28 protein-coding genes and 2 pseudogenes are annotated in these 26888 nt (G+C 35.8%); 18 read left to right on the top strand and 12 right to left on the bottom strand.

Features of this window, described 5'->3' with window-relative positions; genetic code table 11:
• The first annotated feature begins 278 nt into the window (after positions 1–278).
• The 4 genes from AC3ISB_RS13305 to AC3ISB_RS13290 all read left to right on the top strand — a co-directional run bounded on the left by AC3ISB_RS13305 (position 279) and on the right by AC3ISB_RS13290 (position 3735).
• Positions 279–917, top strand: coding sequence for a glycosyltransferase (locus AC3ISB_RS13305; RefSeq protein ID WP_489276740.1), 639 nt, complete (start codon positions 279–281; stop codon positions 915–917).
• An 883-nt stretch (positions 918–1800) separates the two neighbouring features.
• Positions 1801–2013 (top strand): hypothetical protein, encoded by a 213-nt coding sequence (locus tag AC3ISB_RS13300; RefSeq protein ID WP_489276738.1) that lies wholly within the window; start codon positions 1801–1803, stop codon positions 2011–2013.
• An 834-nt stretch (positions 2014–2847) separates the two neighbouring features.
• Positions 2848–3354, top strand: coding sequence for a hypothetical protein (locus AC3ISB_RS13295; RefSeq protein WP_480340325.1), 507 nt, complete (start codon positions 2848–2850; stop codon positions 3352–3354).
• A gap of 186 nt (positions 3355–3540) precedes the next feature.
• Positions 3541–3735 carry a hypothetical protein gene (locus AC3ISB_RS13290; RefSeq protein ID WP_098372359.1) on the top strand — a complete coding sequence of 65 codons (195 nt, stop codon included), beginning with the start codon at positions 3541–3543 and terminating at the stop codon, positions 3733–3735.
• Positions 3736–4165: 430 nt separating this feature from the next.
• Here the strand turns inward: AC3ISB_RS13290 and AC3ISB_RS13285 are convergent.
• From AC3ISB_RS13285 to AC3ISB_RS13260, 6 genes and pseudogenes are all read right to left on the bottom strand, one after another.
• A pseudogene (locus AC3ISB_RS13285) lies at positions 4166–5404 on the bottom strand (IS110 family RNA-guided transposase).
• Between the two features lie 1100 nt (positions 5405–6504).
• Positions 6505–6699, bottom strand: a complete 195-nt coding sequence (locus AC3ISB_RS13280) for a hypothetical protein (RefSeq protein ID WP_480339068.1) — start codon at positions 6697–6699, stop codon at positions 6505–6507.
• Positions 6700–6904: 205 nt separating this feature from the next.
• On the bottom strand, positions 6905–7075 hold the full coding sequence (locus AC3ISB_RS13275) for a hypothetical protein (RefSeq protein ID WP_480339067.1): 171 nt from the start codon (positions 7073–7075) through the stop codon (positions 6905–6907).
• 269 nt (positions 7076–7344) lie between these two features.
• Positions 7345–7524: a YolD-like family protein gene (locus tag AC3ISB_RS13270; RefSeq protein ID WP_489276735.1), complete on the bottom strand. Its 180-nt coding sequence runs from the start codon at positions 7522–7524 to the stop codon at positions 7345–7347.
• 361 nt (positions 7525–7885) lie between these two features.
• Positions 7886–10543, bottom strand: a complete 2658-nt coding sequence (locus AC3ISB_RS13265; RefSeq protein ID WP_480339087.1) for a heavy metal translocating P-type ATPase — start codon at positions 10541–10543, stop codon at positions 7886–7888.
• Positions 10544–10584: 41 nt separating this feature from the next.
• Complete coding sequence (locus AC3ISB_RS13260) at positions 10585–10905, bottom strand: ArsR/SmtB family transcription factor (RefSeq protein ID WP_098372355.1); 321 nt, start codon at positions 10903–10905, stop codon at positions 10585–10587.
• A 233-nt stretch (positions 10906–11138) separates the two neighbouring features.
• Between AC3ISB_RS13260 and AC3ISB_RS13255 the strand changes: the two genes are divergently transcribed.
• From AC3ISB_RS13255 to AC3ISB_RS13205, 11 genes and pseudogenes are all read left to right on the top strand, one after another.
• Positions 11139–11819 carry a DsbA family protein gene (locus AC3ISB_RS13255; RefSeq protein ID WP_489276922.1) on the top strand — a complete coding sequence of 227 codons (681 nt, stop codon included), beginning with the start codon at positions 11139–11141 and terminating at the stop codon, positions 11817–11819.
• Positions 11819–12256, top strand: a complete 438-nt coding sequence (locus tag AC3ISB_RS13250) for a disulfide oxidoreductase (protein WP_141994934.1) — start codon at positions 11819–11821, stop codon at positions 12254–12256. Before AC3ISB_RS13255 ends, AC3ISB_RS13250 begins: the two co-directional genes overlap by 1 nt.
• A gap of 168 nt (positions 12257–12424) precedes the next feature.
• Positions 12425–13045 (top strand): annotated as a pseudogene (locus tag AC3ISB_RS13245) (class I SAM-dependent methyltransferase).
• Positions 13046–13054: 9 nt separating this feature from the next.
• Positions 13055–13591 carry a copper resistance CopC family protein gene (locus AC3ISB_RS13240; protein WP_098372352.1) on the top strand — a complete coding sequence of 179 codons (537 nt, stop codon included), beginning with the start codon at positions 13055–13057 and terminating at the stop codon, positions 13589–13591.
• Positions 13588–14667, top strand: coding sequence for a copper resistance D family protein (locus AC3ISB_RS13235; RefSeq protein ID WP_489276732.1), 1080 nt, complete (start codon positions 13588–13590; stop codon positions 14665–14667). The genes AC3ISB_RS13240 and AC3ISB_RS13235 overlap by 4 nt, the downstream gene beginning before the upstream one ends.
• Positions 14668–14986: 319 nt before the next feature.
• A complete protein-coding gene (locus AC3ISB_RS13230; RefSeq protein WP_489276731.1) occupies positions 14987–15472 on the top strand; it encodes an arsinothricin resistance N-acetyltransferase ArsN1 family A in 486 nt (161 codons plus the stop codon).
• 22 nt (positions 15473–15494) lie between these two features.
• A complete protein-coding gene (locus AC3ISB_RS13225) occupies positions 15495–15704 on the top strand; it encodes a hypothetical protein (RefSeq protein WP_480339062.1) in 210 nt (69 codons plus the stop codon).
• Between the two features lie 60 nt (positions 15705–15764).
• Positions 15765–16220, top strand: a complete 456-nt coding sequence (locus AC3ISB_RS13220; protein WP_489276729.1) for a MarR family winged helix-turn-helix transcriptional regulator — start codon at positions 15765–15767, stop codon at positions 16218–16220.
• A 52-nt stretch (positions 16221–16272) separates the two neighbouring features.
• Positions 16273–17646, top strand: a complete 1374-nt coding sequence (locus AC3ISB_RS13215; RefSeq protein WP_489276727.1) for an FAD-dependent oxidoreductase — start codon at positions 16273–16275, stop codon at positions 17644–17646.
• A 25-nt stretch (positions 17647–17671) separates the two neighbouring features.
• Positions 17672–18013, top strand: coding sequence for a hypothetical protein (locus AC3ISB_RS13210; protein ID WP_480339059.1), 342 nt, complete (start codon positions 17672–17674; stop codon positions 18011–18013).
• Positions 18014–18910: 897 nt separating this feature from the next.
• A complete protein-coding gene (locus tag AC3ISB_RS13205) occupies positions 18911–19225 on the top strand; it encodes a hypothetical protein (RefSeq protein WP_098372345.1) in 315 nt (104 codons plus the stop codon).
• Between the two features lie 153 nt (positions 19226–19378).
• Here the strand turns inward: AC3ISB_RS13205 and AC3ISB_RS13200 are convergent, their stop codons facing one another.
• Both AC3ISB_RS13200 and AC3ISB_RS13195 read right to left on the bottom strand, forming a co-directional pair.
• On the bottom strand, positions 19379–19510 hold the full coding sequence (locus AC3ISB_RS13200) for a hypothetical protein (RefSeq protein WP_339202200.1): 132 nt from the start codon (positions 19508–19510) through the stop codon (positions 19379–19381).
• Between the two features lie 242 nt (positions 19511–19752).
• On the bottom strand, positions 19753–20190 hold the full coding sequence (locus AC3ISB_RS13195) for a hypothetical protein (protein WP_489276724.1): 438 nt from the start codon (positions 20188–20190) through the stop codon (positions 19753–19755).
• A gap of 390 nt (positions 20191–20580) precedes the next feature.
• Here AC3ISB_RS13195 and AC3ISB_RS13190 point away from each other — a divergent pair, with 390 nt between their 5' ends.
• Genes AC3ISB_RS13190 through arsC form a run of 3 tightly spaced genes read left to right on the top strand, consistent with a single transcriptional unit; the run spans position 20581 to position 22698 of the window.
• Positions 20581–20928, top strand: a complete 348-nt coding sequence (locus AC3ISB_RS13190) for an ArsR/SmtB family transcription factor (protein ID WP_489276722.1) — start codon at positions 20581–20583, stop codon at positions 20926–20928.
• A 17-nt stretch (positions 20929–20945) separates the two neighbouring features.
• Positions 20946–22244: an arsenic transporter gene (locus tag AC3ISB_RS13185; RefSeq protein ID WP_489276720.1), complete on the top strand. Its 1299-nt coding sequence runs from the start codon at positions 20946–20948 to the stop codon at positions 22242–22244.
• Between the two features lie 34 nt (positions 22245–22278).
• Positions 22279–22698 carry an arsenate reductase (thioredoxin) gene (gene arsC / locus AC3ISB_RS13180; protein ID WP_141994867.1) on the top strand — a complete coding sequence of 140 codons (420 nt, stop codon included), beginning with the start codon at positions 22279–22281 and terminating at the stop codon, positions 22696–22698.
• A 571-nt stretch (positions 22699–23269) separates the two neighbouring features.
• Here the strand turns inward: arsC and AC3ISB_RS13175 are convergent.
• The 4 genes from AC3ISB_RS13175 to AC3ISB_RS13160 all read right to left on the bottom strand — a co-directional run bounded on the left by AC3ISB_RS13175 (position 23270) and on the right by AC3ISB_RS13160 (position 26829).
• Positions 23270–23668: a tyrosine-type recombinase/integrase gene (locus tag AC3ISB_RS13175; protein ID WP_489276921.1), complete on the bottom strand. Its 399-nt coding sequence runs from the start codon at positions 23666–23668 to the stop codon at positions 23270–23272.
• Positions 23669–23689: 21 nt separating this feature from the next.
• Positions 23690–23896: a tyrosine-type recombinase/integrase gene (locus AC3ISB_RS13170; RefSeq protein WP_286178847.1), complete on the bottom strand. Its 207-nt coding sequence runs from the start codon at positions 23894–23896 to the stop codon at positions 23690–23692.
• 76 nt (positions 23897–23972) lie between these two features.
• Positions 23973–24104, bottom strand: a complete 132-nt coding sequence (locus AC3ISB_RS13165; protein ID WP_489276718.1) for a hypothetical protein — start codon at positions 24102–24104, stop codon at positions 23973–23975.
• 1747 nt (positions 24105–25851) lie between these two features.
• A complete protein-coding gene (locus AC3ISB_RS13160) occupies positions 25852–26829 on the bottom strand; it encodes an NAD(P)H-dependent flavin oxidoreductase (protein WP_489276716.1) in 978 nt (325 codons plus the stop codon).
• Positions 26830–26888: the final 59 nt, after the last annotated feature.

Below are 26888 nucleotides of genomic sequence, written 5' to 3'. Positions count from 1 at the left end.
CGCTTTTTTATGTCAAATTTAACTTGCTCCTATATTACACCCACTATTTCTTGGCGTCTCATTCTTGAAGTTTCAAGTAATTTAAACATTAGTTCATCATATTTTAAGCACAAATTGCGACGTTGTAGTGTCCGTGTATTAATACTATGATAAATGACCTAATCTTATAAAAAACAGCTTACATAGGACCATGTGAAGTAGAACCATTATTATGAATATTAAAATCCTATATATCAATAATAAAAAGGTGTTATTAAACTTTGGAAGGAGATGGTGTTATGAAAAAATTATTGTTGATGGGATTTATTTTTTTATTTCCTCTAAGCATGGTGTCTGGAACAACCAGTGCATACGCTAAACCGCAGGTACAAAGTGTTAGTCAATCTGAGGTAAAGTTCGCAAATGAATTCAGGAAACTTTGGATTGATCATGTTTTGTGGACAAGTAATTACATTACAAGTGCAACAACAGCTGGAGCGGAGGATCAAAAACAGGTATTGGCTAGGCTTCTGAAAAATCAGGAGGATATTGGAAATGCTATAAAGCCAGTATACGGAGTGAAAGCTGGGAACAAACTTACGGATTTGCTTAAGGAGCATATTGTTATTGCGGGAAAGATTGTAGATGCGGCTAAAAGCGGAAATGAAGTCTTGGTGAAACAGCTAAACAAAGAATGGTATAGAAATGCTGATGAAATAGCAGCTTTCCTTAGCGGTGCCAACCCCTATTTGAAAAATGAAGATCTAAAAAATTTGCTTTATATGCATTTGAAATTAGTGACAAATGATTTATCTACAAGCTTAGCAAAAAATTGGAACGGAAGAATCGTTTCAATTGACGAAGGGGTCACACATATAATCTTAATGGCGGATACTATCTCTGCGGGAGTTATAAAGCAGTTTCCGGATAAGTTTTAAAAATAATCTTAAGAATCCTCAGCATTCTGTTGGAGATTCTTTCATTTTGAGAGGCAATTGATTATGTTTATATACTGGTTTAATCAAAAGCCGCACGCTGGTTGGGTAACTGCATTATTACACTAAATTGCCTGGTTACTTTAAGTACATTCCTTCACAACCTCTATTATAAAAGAGATTTCTTTAGCATCATGCCAGTACATATAAGGTAATTACAACATCAGAAATGCTTTGATAATGAATTGTTTATGGTATGAGGTATCAGGAAAGCATCTAGATAGTAAAGCTACTTTAAGAAAATTTATGGATTAGGAAACCGAACATTCTTTAGCTAAGGAATGTTCGGTTTTAATTTTATTGATGCTCCTACTTTATTTGAATGCTTTAATGACCAACCAAACATCTTAGTAATGTTTGGTTAAACGTTTTCTTAAACTCTCGAGCAATTCTCATATTAATATGTCACAGTATTCCTTAAAAAATCGCTTAATTTTCAACACTATTTTTAAACATAACCAAAAGAAGAACCCTTTTCGAAAAGAGTAGGGTTTTTTTTATTTCCAGTTAAAGATTGAAGTCCTCAAGAGCTTCTTCCAATGTATCGGAGAGTAATGGACGGAAGCCGATTGGTTGAAGCTTTTGTAATATCTTCTTGGTAATAGCCACAATGAATTCTTATTCAACTAAAGGGTGCGTTAGCTGAAGATCAGAGCTATCTTTAAGGCGGCTTTTTCTTATGGCACTAACTGGACAGGTTAGTTGAACAAGCTATGAAGATCCAGCTGAATACTTATGGAAAAAGAAATTTTTGACAGTTATGTGAACTGGTAGGATTAGCGACTAGAAATAAAGAATACCTATTTATCAAAAGGGGGCATCTTTAATGGAAAAAGAAAACTTACTAGCTGTAAAATGTTCGTACTGCAAAAAGGAATTGGACGCAATAGACTTGGTCATCATCAATGAATCACTTCAGCTGACGCATATTCAATGCCCTGATAAAGGAGAAAAAGCAATTATTGATGTAGGATATTTTAATGCTGTATCCCGAAAATACCTGACCTGTACTCGTGAAGAAGCCCCTATAAGTTTTTAGTGGAGCGTAAGTCCATGGCTTTAAAATCCTTCTACAACTAACAGGTGTGTTAGCTGAAAATGAAAGCTATCTTTAAGTGAGTTTTTTCTTTTTACTATAATTACCTTTTTTTTAGATTCAGCATGAAATCGTTCCAGGATTTATTTGCATTGTAATGGGTTACGATATTAGTAATTTATCTATTTTAATTTTTATCATAATGAATTAAAGGTTATATATCCGAAATAATAAAATTAAAGTATACCAATTAATCTGTTTCTATCACATTTGGTTGTCTGGCTCCTGCAAGACACAATGTATTCTTTAGAGTACAATTGTCATATGATAGCAGAATCTTATTCCTTTTAGGACACAACTCCATATTAGTTAAATCCCAAATTTAATAAATCGGAGGTATGAATGTTGAAAGACAAATTTAAAAAATTAATAAATGATCCAAAAGTACAAAAGGCAGTAAAAGAAAAGGTAATTCCTTTGGTGAAAAAAGAAATTGAAAAAAGAAAAACAAATAAAACATAATCCTTATGAAGGACCTAGGCTGCACCGAATGGATTCGAAGTGATTAACTACGAACACACGGATGTTTCCGACATTAGAAAGTTACCATTTGAAGCCAATTAAAGTTTAAACACATTATTAACTAACGAGTGTCTTAGTTCATTTAGAAGGCCACCAAATTGGTGGTCTTTTGAATGTAAGATTCTTATACAAATCATACATTCAAATTAGAGAAGAAAGTACCCTTATGCAACTAACGGTGCAGGTTAGTTCACTAAATATGGATACTTTTTCAATTTACATATATTGTAGAAGGAAGAAATGGAGGGATGAAATTTGAGGATTTTCAAGATATTTTCTATGTGCATTTTAATGATAATATTCTTAAATGCTTGTAGTTTAGAAACTACAAAAACGAAAAGTGGAATTTTGGAGATACCTAATGAAGATGAATATACAACTTTATTAGTGCAAGGTGTTGATGAGGACGGGGTAACTTCCCAGTCAACTTCAAAGATCATTACAGATATTAATGAAATACAGGCTTTTATAGAAAAAGTGAACAAAATGGAAGTTGTGCAACCTCCTAATAAGGAGTTATTGGAGAAGAGTAAAGAATTAAATAAAAAAGGGAATTATTTTTTTGTTTTATCCGATAAGGAAACCATGGATAACAAAGTATACACTATAAATTTTTTTAGTGATGGAAGGATTATGTTTCAAGAACCGAACGGAAAGAAGCAAGAAACAAATGGAGCAGAACAGAAAATGATGTATTTATCAAAAGAAAAACATTCTGAAGTTCTTCTTGAAATGAAAGAATTATTAAACATTAAGTTTTAATTAACCATTCTTCAACTAAAAGGTCGATAGTTTAACAAAGGGTTGCTGCCGCAACCTTTTCTTATGGCACTAAAGGGGCAGGTTAGTTGAAGAACGGTAACAGAAAAAGTAGGGTAATTTGTAGGAGGTGCTAGTATTCGAGTTTTCTTATGTTTTTTTTATTTGTTTCTTTTAAGTGGTCTAGTAATGGGTTCAATGGAAAGTATTTTTTTTACTGATATTTTTGGTAAGGCAGGTAAAGTTATTCCAACACTTTTTGCAATACCTTTAATTTATTTGATACGGGATCATTTTAAAGAGATAAAAGAACTGGATTTTGGAATGATGTTGTTTTTAAGTATTGCTTCTTTTACAGGACTTGCAGTCATCTTTGTTGTTTAGAGATGTTAAAAGGTGATTTTAAAATTTCCTTAATGAACTCCCTCAGTTTAATAGATAATGCTAACGAATACTCGCTTATTCGCAGGATTTCAAACCACATGGTATAGGTTGCTTTAGATGAACGAAAGAGATAGGACCGTTTTGATAAGATGAGGGCAGATTGAAATAGGGGATCTGTTGAAAATCCCATATTATTACATATACTGCACGCATTCTCCACGCTGCCCCTGGAGGCTTTCCCTCCCATGTCTCAACGGGTCATAATCCTATGCCCTTTCATTCCTTCGTCATGCCTATCCAAGGGGTGAAGGCCGGGTTTTGCTAACGGAACGGGTCATTGCCCTTTTGTTCATTACATCCAGTACTTCGTGCTTTCTTTGAAATCCTACGGATAAGCCAACTTTCGTTAAATAACAATGTGAATGTAAATTTACGCTGCTAGTTGTTCAAGTGGGAAGATCATTTCCGGTTTATAGGCAGAGCCATTACGAGCTATCCCTACTAGGACACGGGCGAGTTCAAAGTTTCATGATGGATTTCATTTTCTTAATCTTCTTCACTTTAACATTATTCGAGTGTAGGGCTTTAAACTCAGGGTTATTCATCACCAGACTCATGATCTTCCACGTTTGGAAAGAACAATTTGGCCTTTCCACTTCCCAGAACTTGCTTCAGCGAGATGCAATCCTCCATGACGAAGGAGCGCATTCCCGTGAGCGAACCCACTCAGATCTCCAGCTTCTCCTAAGATTCCCGCTAGTGAAATCTCGCTGATTCCTTTAATGGCAAGTATTTGCTTAACGAATGGAATCTGTTCCAAGACTTTTGTGACTTCTTGCGTCACTCTTTCGAGTTGGAATGAAGCGAGATCATATTCCTCTAATAACTGTCCCAAGTGAAGTTTATACGCATCAAGGGCTTGTTTCGTACCAATTGAACGCTTGGCCAATACAAGCAGGGAACGGGCTTTTTTATGCCCGGAATGTCGCTTCATACATGATTTCCAACCGGTTACGATATCTTGAGGCTGTAAGGAACATAATTCAGCTGGGGTAGGAAAGAGGCGTAGGGTTGCGATTGCCCCTTTACATGATACGTCTTTAAACACTTGCCGGAGCTCGGGAAAGACAACATCCACCCGGCGATTAATTTGGTTGATGGAGCTAACAAGACGCTTAACGATCACATTTCGGTTAGCCATAAGGACACGAAGTTTTTCAAATGATTCTGAAGTGGAACGAACGAAGGCATAGTAGCCATTCTTCACCATATCAGCGATGACAAGGGCATCTTTTTTATCACTTTTGGATTGCGTATTATCACGATTTTCTTTGTTTCTTTTGACATGGTGAGGATTGACGGTGACGACATCCATGTTTTGTTTGACTAGCCACTTTGAAAGGTTTATCCAATAATGTCCGGTAGGTTCCATTCCGACTATCGTTGTGTCTAAGTTTTTCATTTGTTTTAGTTCCTGGATCCAGTTTAGTAATCGAGTAAAACCCTCTTCGTTATTTTCAAAAGACAAGGGTTTCCCGACCACAATGCCCCGAAAGTTTACAGCACGGGCCACGTGTACGTGTTGGGCAATATCCACACCAACAACTAGATGTTGATCCGTAATTCTCTCAATTAGTTGATTTTGTTTGTTTTGCATTTTAAAATTCATAGTAGGGCTTCCTCCTTAAGACTTTGAGTTAGATTGGTCTCTATACTCGTATCTTACTGAGGGGCTCTATTTTTTTCAAACCTGATATTTAACGATCTACAGGAATGCTAACGGGTGCGTTAGCTGAAGATCAGAGCTGTCTTTAAGGCAGCTTTTTCTTTATGGAACTATCGGGGCAGGTTAGTTGAACAAGGAATTAGATAATTAGGCTAATATAAGACTTAAGTTAGTGGGAGATAATGTGGATGACAAATTAATGGAAATGCCCTTTCCAGAACTTATCTCAAAATTAGCGATAGCACCTTTATATATTTTAGTGGTAATAGTGGCTATTTTAAATGTAATACTAAATAGAAAAAATAAAGGGTGTTTTAATTTTTTCTTGATAATGGGTTCTTGGGTATACATTTGTATATATTTATTATCACTGTATTTCTTTTTCTTTGGAAAATAAATGGTTATACAACTAGCATGAAAATAAGTATTTTTAAAAATGAAAAATGACAATACTTAAGAAGACCCTGCTCAATCGTTTAAAAAAAGAGGGAGAGCGTTAATTAATTAGTCTATGGATTAGGGTTGACTGGATTAAGGTCAGTATCAGTATTGACACTTCCTAACCATTTTCATTCTTTGTGGTGAATCGCCGATTTTTGCGATTCATGGATGGCTAAAGGGTGCGTTAGTTTAAGATTGGAGCTGTCTTTAAGACAGCTCTTTCTTTATGCAACTATAGTGCAGGATAATTGCATAGGAATGGCTTAAGGTGGCGGTCAATGGGTGAGGTATACCCTGAAACAGGGTATACCCAAGACTCATTTTTCCTTTTTTATCCAAAAAGTCCAGAAGGAAGGAACAAAACAGTGCGTAGAACCCTATTACAAGAAGGTAGTAACTTGGAATGTATCCTCTCACGAATAAGAAAATTGCAAATAACAAGTACGGAATTGTTAAAATGATTCGCAACTTTATCACATGGACACCTCCATATTCATGGTTACCTTGGGAACTGCTTAACCATTTCAATCATTTCGGCTTCCGTATAACCAATGACGGATAGTGCGATTTCAATTTCTTCAGCAGCTTTATAGTCAAATAAATTAAAATTTAGACAATAAAGAGAACGCTTGTTTATTTTCTATTGCCAAGGAAACTGCTTCGACGTCTTGTAGTAACTTCAGGTCCTCAATGTAGAATTGGGCGGTTCTCATCGCTAAGTATTCATTCAGTGCAGTTGAACTGAAGAAGAGTCTTGTCAAAGTGGTGATTGCATGAGGGATGAAAATTTTATTCATCGTAGCACCTCTTACTCATAATATTCTGTTACTTAAATGAGGTACCATGTGTGGGTTGTAAACCTTTATTCCAGCTAATATGTGATGAGAAAAGTTACTCACCAAATGAAAATAATAAGGACTAACCAAGTTGATTAGTCCTCTGAACCATGCAGTCCATTGTCGCTGATAATATTTTTTCTGGAGTGCTGCGGAAATTATGCTTTTATTCAGTAGTAATCTCTTGTATTCCTTCATTTATATAAAAGAGTTTTTCTTCTATGCCTTGAAGGAAAATTCCCTCATCTAATTTTTTAATTTCCAAAAGAATTAACAAAAGCAAAAAAAGCAACAGAATACCAAAGATATACAAACTAAAAGTATGCACCTTTTTCATAGTTGTTTTTATCTCCTTTTTTGCTGAGATGGGGATGCTTTGTTAAGAAGTATTATATATTTGGAATTTCTCGATTATGTTCTTTTTAAATACTCTTTATTTTTATTTTTACAATCAAATTTACTGCACCAAAGTAAATTATTTTACAAAATATAATTTATTCTTTTTCACTCCCATAATAGTTGAAAAGGGTATTCTATGTATTCGTTCGTCCACATTAATTACTCTTAAATGTCCGTTCATTTGATCCACATAATGTACCAATCCTTTTAGCTACTCAGTCGATTATTTTTGTAAAGCGTAAAGGAAATCGGAAAAGTAAACTCCATCGAAACAGCAATTAAATCATTCATCTCTTCCAGGTATTGTTCATCCAATACGGGTTCGGGTTCATCGTAATATTCCTCGTCAAAATAATGCCGTAGCATTTTTATATGTTCAGGTAGCATCAGACTGGTCCATTTAATATTACCTCTATTTCAAATGGTCATCTAAATCACTCCTTATTTAGATTACAAACGAACGTATGTTCTTTTTTGAATAGCTTTTTATTTTGAGTTGGTAATCCAAGTTGGAACGAATCATGGATTTGAATCATTAAAATTTGCATATCAATTATGTTAAATAGACAGGCTTTTTTATTTAAATTGTGGTTTAAGCAACTAATAGTTAATAAAAAAAAGGTGCGATTTGTAGATGGCTAACGGTTTGTTAGCTTAAGATCGAAGCTGTCTTTAAAGCAGTTTTTTCTTAAAAATTCTAATTATAAAAAAATAAGATGTTTCTTATCAAGAAACATCTCATAAATATCTATTCTTTAAATTTTAACAATCTCATTGCATTTAAAATAACAATTAAGGCTGCACCTGTATCACTTAATACAGCCATCCATAGTGTAAGCCAACCTGGGAAGATAAAGACCAACGCAAGGACTTTAATAATGATAGAGAACCAAATATTTTGTTTAATAATCGTTAAAGCTTTTTTGCTTAACTTCATTGTATGAGATAATTTATCAAGATTATCAGCCATTAAAACAATATCAGCTGTTTCCATCGCGGTATCAGTTCCTGCACCACCCATAGCGATACCTAAATCTGCTGTTGCAAGTGCTGGCGCATCATTAATACCGTCTCCAACCATTGCCACCTTATGACCTTCATTTTGTAATTTCTTTATGGCATCTACTTTATCCTCTGGCAATAATTCTGCGAAATAACGATTAACATTCGCTTCTGAAGCAATCATTTTAGCGGTTCCTTCATTATCTCCAGTCAACATGACTGTTTGATTAACTCCACTTTGTTTTAATGCTTCTAAAGCTGATGCTGAAGTGTCCCGTATTGTATCAGAAACAGCAATAATCCCGATAACTTGATTTTGTGTCCCTATTATAACTACTGTTTTCCCTTTGTTCTGTATTTCATGAATATGTTTTTTTATATCCTCTAAATATACATTCATTTCTTCGAATAGCTTTAGATTACCTGCGTAAAAAATATCTCCTTGAATTGTAGCTTGAACGCCTTTTCCTACAATACTTTTGTATAACTCACCATTTTTAGGTTGGATTCCTTTTTCGTTGCCGTAACGAACAATCGATTTTGCAATAGGATGTGTTGAGAAACCTTCTAGTGTTAATGCTATGGACAGTAATGTCTCTTCTGATACGTTTATCGTCTTAATTTCTGATACTTTAGGCTTTCCTTCCGTTAAAGTTCCTGTTTTATCAAATGCAATGGCCGTGATGGCACCTGCTTTTTCTAAAAACGTTCCGCCCTTAATTAATATTCCGTTCTTTGCGGCGTTTCCAATAGCTGATACGATCGCAACAGGAGTAGAAATGACTAAAGCACAAGGACAAGCTACAACTAGTATTTCAAGTCCTTTATATAACCACTCTCCCCAAGTGCCAAATCCAAGGAGTGAAGGTACAACCATAACTGCCATTGCTAAAATAAATACAACAGGTGTATAAATACTTGCAAACTTATCTACAAATGCTTCTGTTGGTGCTTTTTGTTCTTGTGCTTCTTCAACTAAGTGAATAATTTTTGATATAGTCGTATCTTCCACTAACTTAGTGACCCTAATCTCAAGAGAACCATTTTCATTTATAGTTCCTGCGTATACTGTATCACCAATATTCTTATCGATAGGAATTGATTCTCCTGTAATAGGTGCCTGATTTACACTTGATTCACCTTGAATAATTTCACCGTCTAATGGAATTTTATCACCTGGTTTAACAAAGATAATGTCACCGACATTTATTTCTTCAACTGGTTTTTTAATGATTTCTGAGCCAACATAGATCCAAGCTTCAGGGGGAGCTAAATCCATAAGATTACGAATCGAATTCCTTGTTCGTTCAATTGATTTTGTTTGTAGTAAATTGCCGATTGCAAATAACCAAACAACGGTGGCACCTTCAAGCCATTCACCGATTAGAGCAGCTCCAATAGCCGCAACAGACATTAGGACATTCATATCCAGTGAACGACTTTTTATTCCATAGAATGCACTTTTAACTGGCTTAGCCCCACTTATCACCATTGCAATGGCGTAAAGTATTGAGGACATCATTGTAGAAACTCCATTAAATGAACCGATAAAGCCAAGAACTATTAGTACACCAGATAAGATCACTAAACCATTTTCGTTTTTATTTTTATGAGTCTGTATCGACTGATTGTTTGATGGTAAGGAAGCTTTAAATCCGATTTTAGAAACTTCAGTCATAATATCTTCAACACTATTGGAATGTTCGATTTTCATTTTTCCAGTCGAGAAATTAACGCTGACATTTTTAACGGATGAAAGGGTATTTAAGTGGTTTTCAATGCTCTTAGCACAACTACCACAATCCATTCCTTCAATTTCAAATGTTTTTATATTACCATTTTGATTTAAAGGTTCAATAGAAAATCCGAGTTTTTTGATTTCACTCTCAATCGGGATAAAGGCATCAGCGTTACTGGCTGCAACTTGCATTTTCGCTGTGCTGTAATTAACCTTTACTTCAGCTATATCCTTTAATGTGCTTAACCCTTTTTCAATGGTTTTTGCACATGCAGGACAATCCATTCCATGCACTCTATATGCCATCTTCTCGCCAGGAGGAAGAGAATTCGAGATTGTATCTTTTGTCCGTGGATCATTACTATTACAACAGTTTGTTTTCACGGGAATTTTATCTTCTGTTGTTTCACTATTACAACAAGCATTAGTTTTTTGCTTATTGTCACTTGTAGGGGAAGGGCTACAACAGCTTATTTTTTCTAGCTCATTAACGGTTTCCTTCGATGAATTACTGCTACAACAATTATTTTTTTTTTGAATTAAAATAGGTACTGGGTTAATACCATCTACTGAATGATGGTTACTTGAACAACAACTTGAATTCTCTAGTTTTGCGATTGATATATCAGAAGCGCTACAACCATTTTCCTCTTTATTTTCATTCATTTTATTTGAGCCACAACATTGTTCATCCAATTTAATCACCCCTAATCTATATGACGATCGCAACATGCAACATCATTTTGAACATCTCCAAGAACTGTATCAAACATCGTTAATAAATCTCGTATATGTTGATTTCGTAAACTGTAATAGCTGTATTTTCCTTCGTTCCTCCCCACAATAATTCCACAACCTTTTAAACACGCAAGATGTTGAGAAATATTAGATTGATTACCGCTAATCTCTTCTACAATTTGGGACACCGTTTTTTCTTCGTTTTTTATACTTTCGAGAATTTGAATCCTTGTTTTATTAGAAAATCCATGGATTAGTTTAACTTTCATATCGATATCAATATTTTGCATATATTTACCTCCGAACATATTAGACAGAGCTAATGTGTTTTGTCATTATCATATTAGCAACGCCTAATATGTGTGTCAAACAATATTAAATAATTACATAATTAATGAAAAGGAGTTTATTGAATGACTAAAAGGTAATGGGTGTATTGTGCGTTTAATCATTTTATTTAACTCTAAAGTATCCAATAAGATAAGTTTATAAGTTTAGAAAATAGTTTCAAAGAGGTGCTATGATGACGAAAAGAGAAAATTCACCATTTAAGATTGCAGTAATTCTAACATTAGCTGTATTTGTTTTATTGGCTGCATTAGTTACGATTAACAAAATGAAGTCTAATGCAAATAGTGAAACAACTTATGATAAACAGCCACCAATAGAAGGTCAACCTACGTTAGGTGATTCTGATGCTCCGGCAACAGTAGTGGAATTCGGTGATTTTAAATGCCCTTCTTGTAAAGCTTGGGGGGAAACAATTTATCCACAATTAATGAGTGATTATGTAGACACGGGCAAAGTGAAGTTTTCGTATATAAATGTGTTATTTCATGGGGATGAGTCCAAGCTAGGTTCATTGGCTGGAGAAGCAGTATATAAACAAAATCCAGAAAGTTATTGGATATTCCATAAAGAGTTATTTAAAGCACAACCAAGTGAGAATCACGACGGATTATGGACAAATGAGAAAATTTTAGAAATAGCTAAGACTATTCCTGAGATTGATGTACAACAATTACAAAACGATTTAGAGAACCAAACGAGTTTAGAAGAAGTAAATAAGGATGAAAAATTAGTTGAAGAGTTTAAAGTACAATCTACACCAAGTATCATGCTAAACGGTACGATGCTTGAAGACCCCTTTGACTATAAAAAGATTCAAAGCCTTATAGATAAAGAGTTAGAGGAAAGTAAATGATGAAAGAAGCTGCAAGAAGGTCAAATAATACACAGTTATTTCTTTATATGGCATGGCTAGTTTCTGTTGTGGCTACGTTGGGAAGTCTTTATTTTAGTGAAATTCGAGGGTTTATTCCTTGTGAACTATGTTGGTATCAGCGTATATTGATGTACCCATTAGCCTTAATTCTTGGAATTGGAACTTTTCAAAATGACGCTTCGGTAAAAAGATTTATACTACCAATGGCGATAATTGGTTGGTGTATCTCTCTTTTCCACTACCTTGAACAAAAAGTTCCAGGTTTTGCCGAATTAAAACCATGTGTAAATGGTGTTCCTTGTAGTGCAGAATATATTAACTGGCTTGGCTTTATCACGATTCCATTTTTAGCATTATCAGCTTTTTCTTTGATTATCGTGTTCATGCTTTTGATAAAAAAACCAAAAAAAGATTAAAGATAAAGGCGATCCGATAGGGGGAAGAGCTTGAAAAAGCATTCATCAGATATGGGCGCTACTCTAATTGTCACACTCAACAACCTACGAGTTCTAACTTCTCAGATTAAAAGACAAATAACAGAGGGCTCCCATCGAGGGAGCCTATTTTGATAGGAGGGGAAAGCGATGAATAACAAGTGGAATAAATTTATTTATAAATGTTGGTCGCCTATTTACGATTATGTCTTTAACGCTGGATTATTTTTAAAAGCAAGAAAAGAAATCTTTCATGAAGTTAGCTTGGACAAGGGAAGTAAAGTTCTTGTAGTCGGTGTTGGAACGGGTGCGGACCTCCCATACTTACTCCATAAGGGATATGAGATTACGGCTATTGACTACTCGGGTGATATGTTAAAACAGGCACAAGGGAAATATGTCGATTCATCCATAAGGTTTAGAGAAATGGATGCACAGTAAATGGACTTTGAGAACGAAACATTTGATTTTATTGTTGCCAACTTAATTCTTACGGTGGTACCTGATGCGGAAATGACAATAAAAGAAATGGTAAGAGTATTAAAGAAGAATGGCAGATTTCTGGTGTTTGATAAATTTGTACCAAAAGGAAAAAAAATAAGAATGGGGCAGAGAGTATTCCGTCCCATACTAAAAGGAATGGGAACAGATATCGGAATGGACTTTTATAACGTTTACAAAATTGTCGAAAACACCTGCGAAGTTATAGAGGATAAGGATGTTATGATGAATGGGTTGTATAGAAAAATAACAGCTAACAAGAAAGGATAGATCATAAAAATGAAAAAGATACTCTTTATGTTGATGTGCATGTTTATATGCATTCCTACCATAGCTAATGCACATACGGAACTTACTTCCTCCAATCCTAAAGAGGGGCAAATGGTTACCGAGGAACTGGATGAAATCGTTCTGGACTTTGCAGGATCTATAGAGGAATTAAGCACCATGAAACTAATGAAAGATGGAGAAGAGGTTTCGCTTTCTCAAGTTCAGGTACAAGACAAGAAAATGGTTGGGTCACCTTCTGCCCCTCTTGAAAATGGTTCGTATATCATTGACTGGACTATTGCAGGGGAGGATGGTCATCCCATTTCTGGCAAGGTTTCATTCACTGTACAAATAGAACAAATGCAAGAAGAAAAAGAAGAGGCACAACCAAAAGCAGCTAACAAAGAAAATGAACAGCAGGATAAAGGAGAGGTGCAAAAGGAAAATCAAACCTCCTCCAATTCAGTAACAACCATCATCACCGTAATTCTTTTAGTCGTTTTATGCTTGGGTGTAGCTTTGATGTTCAGGAAAAAGCGTAAATGATGAATATGCTTATCCCTTTTGCTGAATTAGGAAACTATATATTGTTTTCGATTCTTGCGGGGCATGTGGCACTACAATTTGTACCAGAAGAAAAAAAACCAGTAATTAGGATGCCGAAACCTGTTTTGCTTCTTTCTACTCTGGGTATTATTATTTTTACATTAGGACCCATTGTTCAAGTTATCTCCTTTTTTAAGGAAGGTATTGGGTTACAACAAGCTACCCTGTCCGCCTTTACTGAATTTCAGGTAGGAAAAGCCTGGACTTTCATTAGTTTTATGGCGACGTTATTATGGATGACCATCCATGTACAAGGATCAAAATATGTACAGGCGTTGTTGTTATTTCTAATGTTCCTTGGAGTGGGCTATGCAAGCCATAGTGCATCGTTGTCATTTTGGTCGGGATTGTTCTCTCACACGACACATTTCCTTATTGTCTCATTATGGACAGGCATACTCATCCATGTTTCTTGGTTCTCAAAGAAACAGTCCAATTGGTTAAGGTTTTTACGATGGTTTACACCATTTGCTCTTGGCTGTTTAGTCATCATATTAATAAGTGGGTTTATCATAATGTTTTCTTTTGTGGAACCACAGGATTATATGAAATCTTGGGTGCTGCCTTACGGGCAGATGCTGCTTCTTAAACACATAAGTATCATACCTGTTATCGCTTTTGCATTTGTTAACGGTTTTCTTGTAAAAAAGGCATTGTATCTTTCATCATTTAACCCACGTCCTTGGCTAATAGGTGAAACCATTTTACTGATGATTGTTTTCTATCTTACAGGAGTATTAGGGACGCTCATGCCTCCTCATGAAATTGATTTTACAGTAAGTTCAGAAGGTGCCTCTCCTTGGGTAGAATGGTTATTAAGCAAAGATATTATTGCTCCATTGTACATACAGTTCATCCCATCTCTACAAACCATCTTGTTAATGATAATTTCCATCTTATTTTTGACGATGATTGTTGTAAGCTTTAGAAAAGCAAAACCCTATTTAGGACTCGTATTTGGAATATGTTTTATTGCGGCCTTATATATGGGGTTGATGCTGTCCATTTCCATATAAAAAGTAGAAAGTTCACTTATAAGCAATTTAACCTAATCCCGTTATAAAACCTCGGCAATTGCTGAGGTTTTTTTGCATATAAACAAATAAGAACTATAAAAGTAACATTAAGAACGATGTGATTCAAATAGTAAATTGCATTGTTCTTTTTACTCGTATTAATTAAAAACGAGGAACCCCATTTATGACTTAGTGAAAACGTAATGTTTGTATCACTTAAATTATACTTGCAACTTGCAAGTATTTGTATTATAAATTGGATATAGAATATTTGTAATGAATAATTTGCTTTTACAAGTGAAAGGAGAAGGGGAAAGGTATGATCATTCGTGAAGCGATGGAAGCGGACATAGATTTCATCAAAGAAATTTACAATCAAGGGATTGAGGATCGGGTTGCCACGTTAGAAACGGAACTGAAGGACCAAACTTACATGGAAGAATGGTTTGCCAAGCACATTGGACGATATAAGGTAATTGTGGCTGACCAAGAAGGAGAAATCGTTGGATGGGCTTCCTTGAATCAATATAACAGCCGCGATGCTTATAAAGGGGTTGCCGATTTATCCGTTTATATCTCAAGAGATCATCGAGGAAAAGGAGTTGGCGGTTTATTGCTGCAATCAATCGAAAAGCTCGCAAAAGAAAATGACTTCAATAAAATTGTGTTATTCACTTTTACCTTTAACCAGATGGGTCAAGGATTGTACAAAAAATGGGGATATCGCGAAGTAGGAGTGTTTAAGAACCAGGGAATTTTAGACGGGAAATTTGTCGATGTGATGGCTATGGAGAAATTACTGTAAACAATTTGGGGGTAGGAGGATTATGACAGTGAATCATTCAAGCGTATTGTCTGTTGGTTATTTTGATGCCTATTTCAAGCTGGTTTTAGCTTCTCGTGAACCTGTGGTGGAAAAGGCAAAAGAATTCATTGAAACCAACTTTTTTAAAGGCAAAGCGTGTTATTATGGCGAGCAGACTTACCGAAATTTCATGACAGCTTTTAATAAGCTAAAAGGAGCAACAAAAAAATAGTTGAATCGAATAGTTGCAAAATGCAAATAACTAACTTATAAATAAAGAGAGGTGAAAGTAATGGAAAATGAAAACCTTAGAGGTCTCTTCCAACTCTTAACTAGACGTTTTGGATTATTGAATAAAAATTGTTGCAGCGCTGATGGAATTGAGATATCCCTTGTTCAAAGCCATATCCTGTATGAAATAAACCGACAAAATAAGGCTTCCATCCAGCAAATTGCAGAAACATTGGGAACGGATATTACGACGTTCAGTCGACAAATCCAAACCCTAATAAAATTGAATTTAGTCACAAAAACCCCTGATGCGGAAGATCGGAGAATTTCTATCCTTTCTCTGACCGATGAAGGCGTGAAAACCAATCAAACCATCGACCAACAAATGAATGATTACTTGAATGAGATTTTCAAAACGATGAATGAGTTTGAAAAGGAATCAGTCGTGCGTTCTCTGCAATTGCTTAATGATCGAATGTTGAAGTCTTCCGTATGTTGTACTACTCCTTGGGGGTAGTATAATTTTTCGACAATACTTGCAAATTACAACTAAAATATAGGAGGGAATAATGATGGTTCAATTTGATAAAAGTACATTACCCGTAGCAATTATAGGTGGGGGACCTGTGGGGCTGGCCGCTGCCGCTCACTTACTAAAAAAAGGGGAGAAGTTTATCGTATTTGAAGCGGGGGATTCCGTTGGTTCGAGCATGTTGGAGTGGGGACACGTTCGAATGTTTTCTCCGTGGCAGTATAACATCGATAAAGCAGCAAAGGAACTGCTTGAGAATGCTGGATGGGCGTCACCTGACGAAGAAGCTTTGCCGACAGGTCGCGAATTGGTAGAAGAGTACCTTTTGCCGTTGAGTAACCTACCAGAAATGAAGGAAAACATTATGTTACAAGCAAAAGTAGTCGGTGTTGCCAAAAGGGCACACGATAAATTAAAAACAGGACAACGGGATACTGTTCCCTTTCAACTGTATGTAGAAATGAATGGTGACACAAAAGTCATTGAAGCGAAAGCAGTGATTGATTCCTCAGGTACTTGGACCAATCCGAACCCGATCCTTTCAAATGGAATTTGGACGAATGCGGAGAGACAATTACACAAACAAATCCACTATGGCATCCCTAACGTCGTACAACTAGAAAACAGATATCAAAATAAATCCACCGTGGTGATCGGAAGCGGTCATTCTGCCATAAATGCTCTATTGGATCTGGCCACCTTACAGCAGCAATTTACGGATACCAAGATCTACTGGGTTCTTCGTAAAAAACAGATTCATGAAGTGTACGGCGGGCAAGAAAACGACGGCTTGGCAGCTCGTGGAGAGTTGGGCATAAGAATTCAGCAATTAGTGGAGTCTGGACGAATCCATATTCTTACTCCCTTTCATATTAAAAGAGTTTATCCAACAAACGGTCAAATCACTGTGGTGGGAGAACTAAACGGAGAAGAATTCACACTTGGTGATATCGATGAAATCGTTGTGAGTACGGGTTTCAGACCTGATATATCCTTTTTAAATGAAATAAGGATAAACCTTGATTCAGCTGTGGAAAGCATAGACACGCTTGCTCCGCTAATTGATCCCAATATTCATAGCTGTGGAACGGTGCGGCCGCATGGTGAACAAGAATTGCGACACCCTGAAAAGTACTTCTACATTGTTGGCATGAAGAGTTATGGAAGAGCACCTACATTCTTACTGGCGACAGGCTACGAACAAATCCGTTCGGTAGTGGCTTATCTTACTGGCGATAATGAGGGAGCAAAAGAAGTACACTTGGAACTGCCTGAAACAGGAGTTTGCAGTGTGAACCTGACATCTAGCTCCTGCGACTCTGATACCCCAGCAACTGAAACTAAGGATGAATCTTGCTGTGGGAGTCCTGTTTTAGAGAGATTGGAAATTAAAAAGAATTCTTGCTGCTAAAGAAACGGAACAGTGGAAAGTTGAATTGCTGGAACCATCCAAAGATAAACACTTAGCACAAAGAGAAAAAGGGAAATACGAAGTATATAGCTTGTTGGTGACTAACCAAGGCAATAAAGCATACAACGTTAATATTGGGGCTTTTAGAAATGAACCAAGTAACAAGAAAATGTTTGGGCTAGCACCACAAGTGGAGAATGAGATAATGAACGCTGGTCAAACTTTTAGTTTTACAAACTTTCTAGTTAAGGAAAAAACAGAAGAATTGGAATGTGTTGTAACTTGGGAAGATGAACCTGTTACATTAAAAAATGGTAAGAAAGCATCAGGAAGAAAATATAAGGAATCCATCGTTTTTACTCCTTAAATATAAGTGGAGTTACTAACGGGTGCATGAAAAACGGACTTTCGAAAGTCCGTTTTTTGTTTTTTACGCCCCCCATTAACCCGTTGGAGGTTGTACGGTTTGGACGTGTTTTTGTACACTTCTTATGGGGTATACCACATAACGCACCTTTAATTCCTTACCCATAACAAATCTGGTAAAATGATTAAGACAAAAAACAAAGGCATTATGATCCAACCTATTTTCTTTGGTATCGTCTTCTTCAAGTAAGGAATTTTCTCTAATAGATAAAAACCCATTCCAATGGAGATAAAAACAAAAAGAAAACTCAACCAAATATTTTCAATCATAGGGGCAAAATATGTAATAATGATTACGAACCAACATCCCCTTGCTATAGCATTTAACTCCATCTCTTTTTCCTCACTTTTACTTCTTCCTCAGAAGAAATCCAATAGTTACAACTATTATCACTAGAAAGCTACCTATACACGCAGTATCATATTAAAATAATTCGAACCTTTAAATAATAACAATAAAGAGTAATTATTCATAAGGGTAAAATAATCCATAGTAGATAAGTTATATAATTTTAATTAGACTTCAGTACCCATAAAAAAGAGCTATAAACATAGCTCAAATTCATTTATGTAATAGAAACCTGTTAGTTCTATAAGGATTTTAAACCAATCTTCATATATCCAACAACCAAAGCATCCAATCTTTCTCCTCCTAAAAGGCTGTAATTCACATCATTTTATCAGAAAACAATCATTTAGCATTTAGATAGAATATGGACATTCTTTTTCAACAAACCTGCCCCTTAGTAACTAAATTGTAACCGGATTGTTACGCAAATAGCATTGTTGGAGGAGACTTCAATATATATAATTAAGACTCGTTAAGGAGTGATGAAAGATGATAAGCGTTACAGTAGATAAGTTAAAATTCAAGAAACAATTATCGGGGATTGAACAAATCACACTGAAAGATTTTCTGTATACCTGGGTAGGTAGCTCAAGCAAGGGATTTGATGATTTTTTTCACCTTGAGTACACAGTAGATGTATTTGCCAAAATGGAAAAAACGACGAATGACACCGATTTGTTGATTTCTGATGATGATTATTTCAGATACATAACATTGACGGAAGATAATCAAATTGTGATAGGTGTTTTAGATATGAATTCAGAATTAAAACATAGAATAATTTCACTAGATAAGATTAAATAATTCTTCGTTTTCTTTAACCCATACAAAAAGAGGCAGTGGTACACTGTCTTTTTTTATTTGTTCACTATATGTCTTATACGACCTTACTGAATTATCCTGCCCCGTTAGTGTCCATAAGAAAAAGCTGCCTTAAAGACAACTCCGATCTTCAACTTATGCACCCTTTAGCCATCCATGAAATGAACAAAGATAGCTGTTAGCTGATATTATTATCGTTACACCAAGCACTAAAACAGGGAAGAACGCTGTATTTATGAAATGACTAGAAATCCATGTATCATACATTTAACTCCACCTCAGTTTTTGTTTTTAATGGTGTGAACGAAACTCTGGTGTTCCACTCAATGTTAAAGTCCATATTTTTTAAAGAGAAAACTACCAGCGACAAAAAAGAGAAATTTTAATATGTAAATTGAAAAAACTATTATTAGGATAGGGAGTCGTTTTATATTTTTCATCATTTTAATAATATGGCTCTTACTTAGAGCTCACAGTACGAATACACTGCGTTAGTTGATTAAGAAACACTATTTTTCATTTATTAGTATTCCGCCTTTTGACTGATAAACTCTCAATGTCTTTCCTTGTTCAGTTTGTTGATAATACTCTACTTCACAGTAGTAGTTACCTTCTTCTACACCCTGATAATTCTTAGGAAACATAATGCTATGCTTTCCAAAGTTAGCCTCTGTATGTCCCCCTCTTGTAATATCGAATATGACGACCTCACAATCCCCTTTATATTGTTTCGTATTATCAGCTAAAAAGTTAGGCAGGTCTAACAAAGAAAAAACAAACAGGAATCCTGATAGGAGAAATAAAAAGGCGACTCCAAAAATGTCCTTGATCGGTATCTTATACGAATCTTCGTTTTTCTTTTTCAATTTATAAAAATGCCAAAAATAAGCCGACATCCCCACAAGCATTACAAATGACAAGATTAGTAAAGAGTAATACTGTGCCAATTTCCTTCAATTCCTTTTTTATAGTTTCTTCATATACGTTTCCCGATGATGTTTCAATTCACTCGTTTTTAACCCAAAAAAGGAATGAAACCTTATGGAACTATACTGCCCCGTTAGTTGCATAAAGAAAAAGTTGCCTTAAAGACAGCTCCGTTCTTCAGCTAACGCACCCGTTAGTTCATCAAGAAAATTAACAACACCCTTAAACAAGTCTTTGAAGGGGGCTAATAGGCTCGGAGATATTTTGAAACCATCTTTTAAGCAGACTAAAATAAAAAATTATTTTGTTGAATAGTTAAGCCTTGATTAAATAAGAATATGCTTATACAATGATATTGAATAATCACATAAGCATTTAATTATATATTCGATTAGGCTAGGAGGGATAACATGCAAACGAATGAAGCGTTGGAAATAGAAGGTACTGCAAACGTTCTTAAACTTTTAGGTGATAAAACACGTTTGACCATGGTGAAAATTATGTCTGAACATGAATGTTGTGTCTGTGAATTTGTAGACCTGTTTGATATGAGCCAACCTGCTATTAGCCAACATTTACGAAAGTTGAAAGATAGCGGAATTGTGAATGAAGCGAGAAGGGGACAATGGATATTTTACTCGTTAAACCAAGCATCCTCGTATTACTCATTTATTCAAACGGTTATCAAGGACTTGCCAAGTCAAGCATTTAAAGTAGAAGAATTAACAGCACAAGGAAATCGAATTTGTTGTGACTAACGAGGAGGAGAACATCAGTGGGTACAGTTATATTAGCGAGTATCATCTTTTTGCTGACGTTGACATTCGTCATTTGGCAACCCAAGGGATTGTCAATCGGCTGGTCAGCATGCGGGGGTGCGTTACTTGCCTTACTCGTTGGAGTTGTTGACTTCAACGATGTAATTACCGTTACGGGGATTGTATGGAACGCGACGTTGGCGTTCATTGCTATTATCATTATTTCTTTAATTTTAGATGAAATTGGTTTCTTTGAATGGGCAGCTCTACATATGGCGAGAGCGGCCAAGGGAAATGGAGTTAGGATGTTTGTGTATGTGAGCATTCTCGGAGCTCTAGTCGCTGCGTTCTTCGCAAATGACGGTGCCGCGCTCATCTTAACTCCGATTGTATTGGCGATGGTTCGAAACTTGAAGTTGGAAGAGAGAATGATCTTCCCATTTATCATCGCGAGTGGGTTTATTGCGGACACTACATCCTTACCGCTTGTGGTAAGTAACCTGGTCAACATTGTTTCTGCTGACTTTTTTGATATCGGGTTTATTGAGTTCGCATCTAGAATGATCGTTCCCAACCTGTTTTCATTAGTAGCTAGCATCCTGGTATTATATTTGTACTTCAGAAAGAGCATTCCGAAGAATTATGATATGGCTCAATTGAAGAAGCCAGTCGATGCCATTCGGGATGTAAAAATGTTTCGCCTGTCTGGGATTGTTTTAGGTGTTCTGTTGGTAGGCTATTTTATCAGTGAATTTTTCAACATTCCTGTATCCATCATTGCAGGTGTTATCGCCATTTTCTTCTTGTTTATGGCAAGAAGAAGTCCAGCTGTAAATACCAAGACCGTTGTAAAAGGCGCACCATGGGCGATTGTGTTCTTCTCCATTGGAATGTATGTCGTGGTGTATGGATTGAGAAACGTTGGATTGACGAACATTTTAGCCGACCTAATCCAAGTGACAGCTGATCAAGGATTATTCGCTGCTACTGTCGGAATGGGATTCATCGCAGCTGTTCTTTCATCGCTTATGAATAACATGCCGACGGTCATGATAGACGCTCTGGCTATTTCCGACACGAATACAACGGGCGCGATTAAGGAAGCCCTTATTTATGCCAATGTCATCGGTTCGGACTTGGGACCAAAAATTACACCGATTGGTTCTCTGGCTACCTTATTGTGGCTGCATGTCCTTTCATTAAAAGGCGTGAAAATCTCATGGGGAACCTACTTTAAAACGGGTATTATCTTAACCCTCCCAACATTGTTCATCACATTAGTTGGCCTATATATATGGTTGAACATTATTCACTAAACACATCATTTTACTCATAAAGGAGAGAAACAACATGACTAAAAAAACACTTTACTTCTTATGTACAGGTAACTCGTGCAGAAGTCAAATGGCTGAAGCATGGGGTAAGAAATATCTAGGAGACGAATGGCAAGTTCTAAGTGCAGGAATTGAAGCACATGGGTTAAATCCGAAAGCTGTTAAAGCGATGAACGAGGTTGGAATGGATATTACCAATCAAACTTCCGATATCATTGACCCTGACATTTTAAATAATGCCGATTTTGTGGTCACATTATGTGGCGATGCGGCGGACAAATGTCCCATGACGCCACCGCATGTGAGACGTGAACATTGGGGCTTTGATGACCCAGCAAGAGCGGAAGGGACCGATGAAGAAAAATGGGCGACCTTCCAACGTGTTCGTGATGAAATCGGAGAAAGAATTGAACGTTTCTCTAAAACGGGCGTATAAATAAAACTGAAAAGCCGAGTAATCACTCGGCTTTCGTTTTATCCATAGCATAAGTAAATGATTATATAAGAAGGGGAGAGAACAAATGATGAAAGTGGAAATCTTTGATCCTGCCATGTGCTGTTCGTCCTTTGTGACCAATATATAAACTTTGCATGCCTGGCTTCATAATCATTTCACGTCTTTTGTAGTTCCAAAGAGAAGCCTATGTACACATCTATATTCATAAATGACACTCAGAAAATGGTTTACACCGAGCCATTATTGTACACCGTAAAGGAAAGCGGGAAGGATATACCATGCATTCTTCAAATTAACTATTCATTTCTTTCAATTGCTGTTCATCTAACACAAGATCGGGGACGTCATAATATTCCTTGTGAAAGTAGTTCCGAAGCATTTTAATATGCTCTGGTAGCAGGCTGGTCCATTTTATATTTCCTCGGACGCGGATAGTCTTGTTCAACAACAAATCATAGAACAGTTGTTAAAGTGGAAAGATGTAAGGTTAAAGTTGTTAACATAATCAAAAAACGGCATCTATTTTGCCGTTTTCAGCGGTAACTTTTAATTAACTAATAAAAAAACTGTTTATGGCTTTTTTCTTCTGTTCAAAATCTATATGGGTGTACATACTCGTAGTAGCAAGACTTTCATGGCCTAATAATTCCTGTAACGTTCTTAAATCCACTTTATCTTTGTTTTCTTGCAATAGTAAGGTAGCAAACGTATGCCTCAAATGGATCAGAGAGAATCGGTGAGCGGGTAAACCAGCTCGTTCTAAAATCTCTTTAAATATTTTGTGCAATCCACGCGGATTTAAAGGCTTATTTTTTTGATTATAAAAGATTGGTTCACTATAATGTTTTTGCTGCTCTAAAAGAGTTTCTTTATAGTCTTGAAATAACGGAAAGACAATGGGATGAAGGGGAAGGAGGCGTTCTTTTCTCCCTTTTCCTCGAACTAAAATCGTTTGATTTTCTAAATTTACTTACTCCCATGTTAAATCCACTAATTCTTGACGTCTCATTCCTGTTGTTCCAAGTAGTTTAAACATTAATTCATTTCTAATTCTTTGGGGTCGTGGATCATGCTCTAAATAGGTAAATAACTTTTGAAGATCCTGTAAGGTCATATATTCAGGTAAATTCTTATCGACTTTAGGTGCTTGAATACCTGCTGTGAAGTCAGACTTCATGTAATTTTCTTTTAGACAATATTTACTAAATGATTTTAAGCACGAAATGCGGCGTTGTAGCGTTCTTGGCTTAATACTATGACTGATCTTGCACAAAACGACGCACACTGGACGACGTGAGCTCATCTAAGTCTAATGATCGGTTGTTAGCAGTTAATAACTCACCGTAGAGCTTTAAATCGAATGCGTAACTAGTTAAAGTGTTCAAGGAGTAATTTTTCTCAACTTCTAAGTGAGATAATCATCCGAAGCTTGAACGTAATTCATAATTATCATTCCTCCTGGGAATTATTCTGTCCAACCCAAGGAATTATGTTCGAATCCATTTATTATGAGAACTAACCGACTAATCGGAAGCAGCATTGAATATTATAGTCAACTTGAGCCAAATTAGGGGACAATAATGAATCTTATGGGAACTTGAAGCTGAGACCACTTGGTACTATTATGTTTGTATCTAGTTTACATAATATATATTATAGGAAGTTATATTTTTATTGTTAATTTTATCTCATATCTTAAGAATACTTAACTTAGTGAGACGAAATGCAAATTTTTATATTTATCTGCACAATTATTTATTATTATCTTTTTATCTAATTACTCATTGTTAACTAATACTTTAAGTAAATCTTGTTACGTTTAGTTAGAAAAAAATGATTAATCTTCAATTTTATATTGGGATTAAATATTGGCAGTGATTTTTCTTGGATTTAAGCTAATTTCACAATGAGTTAAGTCCCATAATATTTAATTCTCAAATGTCAATTAAATTTTAGATTTTTATTCTCAATCGTAATTTATCTGTTAATGGCTAACATTTTTCGTTTTTGTCTATTTTGTTTGTTTACGATTAATCACTTAATCGTTTTAGTTCCCTTATTATTTATTATACTTAGTCATTTGACTCTAAGGATCTCAAATCATTTTGTTGTATTAATTCTAAACTATATTATGTTTTTCCTTCATGTAAAAAACCGGTTTCAGCATTGCTCGATACAAAGAATTTGGATAAATCTTCAGTTGTTGTGTATGAAGATATAGACATGAAGTAAATAAACGATTCCCCCCTCTATTAATAAAAATAACGCCGCTCTGCTGAGACCCCTATAATCTTTTTATTTAGTTGCTCATTTGAAATTCTATAGTTATCAAAACATTACGCTTAACTGACCTGATTTACCAATTTTGTTATTCTGATATATATAATATATGGCAATATGAGAAAAATCACGGGTTAACACTTCTAAAAAGTTATATTAATATACTTTCTCTTATGACAACTCTAAGGGTTTTTATCTTGAAATTCCCGCTTTTTCTTCCTGAAAGTGATTATAGGGTCCTCTATTTAGCAATATAATCTCTCTTTAAACTTATAACTGCCTATATCATGAATAACCTTTAATAAATGATGAAAAATCCGCTCTGTTTTTAAACTTATTTTTAAGTAAAGGTTACGATTTTAAGGAACTGCTTTCATAATTGCAAGGAAGCTGCCAAAGGCTATAAAGTAAACCTTCAAATTGATTTTGTTAAAAAACACTTCCTACCTTCAGCAATCAGTTCTTTGGTATAATGGGTGTAATTCATTTATATGTAAATCTAAAAAGTCGATTTTTACATATAAATGAATTACAAGGTTTCAGAAATCAAGGCAGATTATAAGTTAATGCGAGATGACAACATATTTTTATAAAACGGAATAATAATGTTATGTAAACTCTAATCACGAAATGTTGATTACCTATTTCTTTGGTTCTTTTACAAAAGTCTTTATTAAGAAGTTGAGGAAAGTTGGTTAGCAAGTTATTGATGAGTTATGTACCTTTTTTTCTTATTTGAAGGGGCATTTCGCGTTAGAGTTTCGATTAAACGAGTTTTTCCTTCAACCTTATGTCTAATAGACAAAAAAGGAACACGAAATAGTACTTGATCTCATGTTCCTGATACATTATTCATGTTCGAATGGATTCGATACGGCTTTGGATGAATTCGAACGAGGTTTTTGCTTCTTGGACGATTTGTTTTATTAGTTCATTGACGGTCAATATTTCTTTTATCAGTCCTACGGATTGCCCGCATGACCAGATTCCTCCGTCTAAATTTCCTTCAAAGTATACTTTCTTGCTTCGTTGTCCCGTAATCAGTGGAATCAATTCCTCTATAGTGGCACCTTCATTTTCAAGTTTGTCCACTTCTTTACTGACTGCATTTAATGCTACACGTGACGGACTGCCTATATTCCGTTGGATGACAACCGTATCCATTTCATTGGCAGATACCATCCACTGCTTCACGTTATCATGGATCGGTGCTTCTTGCGTTGCCATAAAGCGAGTCCCCATGACGATACCTTCAGCACCGAGTGACAAGGCACTAATCAGGCCTCTGCCATCCGAAAATCCTCCGCCTGCTATTACTGGTATAGTAACGGAGTCAACGGCTCTAGGGAGCATGACAAGCGTTCCTACATCCCCCATGCCTGGATGTCCGCCTGTTTCATTCCCTACAATTATAATGGCATCGACTCCTAATTTCTCAGCCGACATTGCGTTTTTGATGTTCGCTACCTTATGTATCACGGTAAAGCCTTGCTCTTTAAGTTTGGGCATTAAACTTTCTGGGCTTCGGCCACTCGTTTCAACAATTTTTACATCTTCGTCAATTAAAATATCGATGAACTCATCATTCGGAGTTGCCGTTTGACTTGGAAACAGGTTCAGGTTGACAGCAAAGGGCTTCTTGGTCATAGTTTTCACTTTGCGTATTTCATCACGTAGACCTTCTGGTGTCACCTGTGTTTTCGAAGTTATGATGCCTAGTCCCCCCGCTTCTGAAACGGCGGCTGCAAGCGGGGCTCGGCCAACTTGAAACATCCCGCCGCAAATAATCGGATATTCAATCCCCAATAATTCTGTAATTCTTGTTTTCATTTGCCATACCCCTCTCATTTTCCATGGATTTCTATCAATCTACTCTTCTTACATAATGT

Source organism: Peribacillus sp. GL_122, from assembly GCF_057835005.1.
Note: the sequence above shows the minus strand (reverse complement) of the source record. Positions and strands in the feature narration are given on the sequence as shown.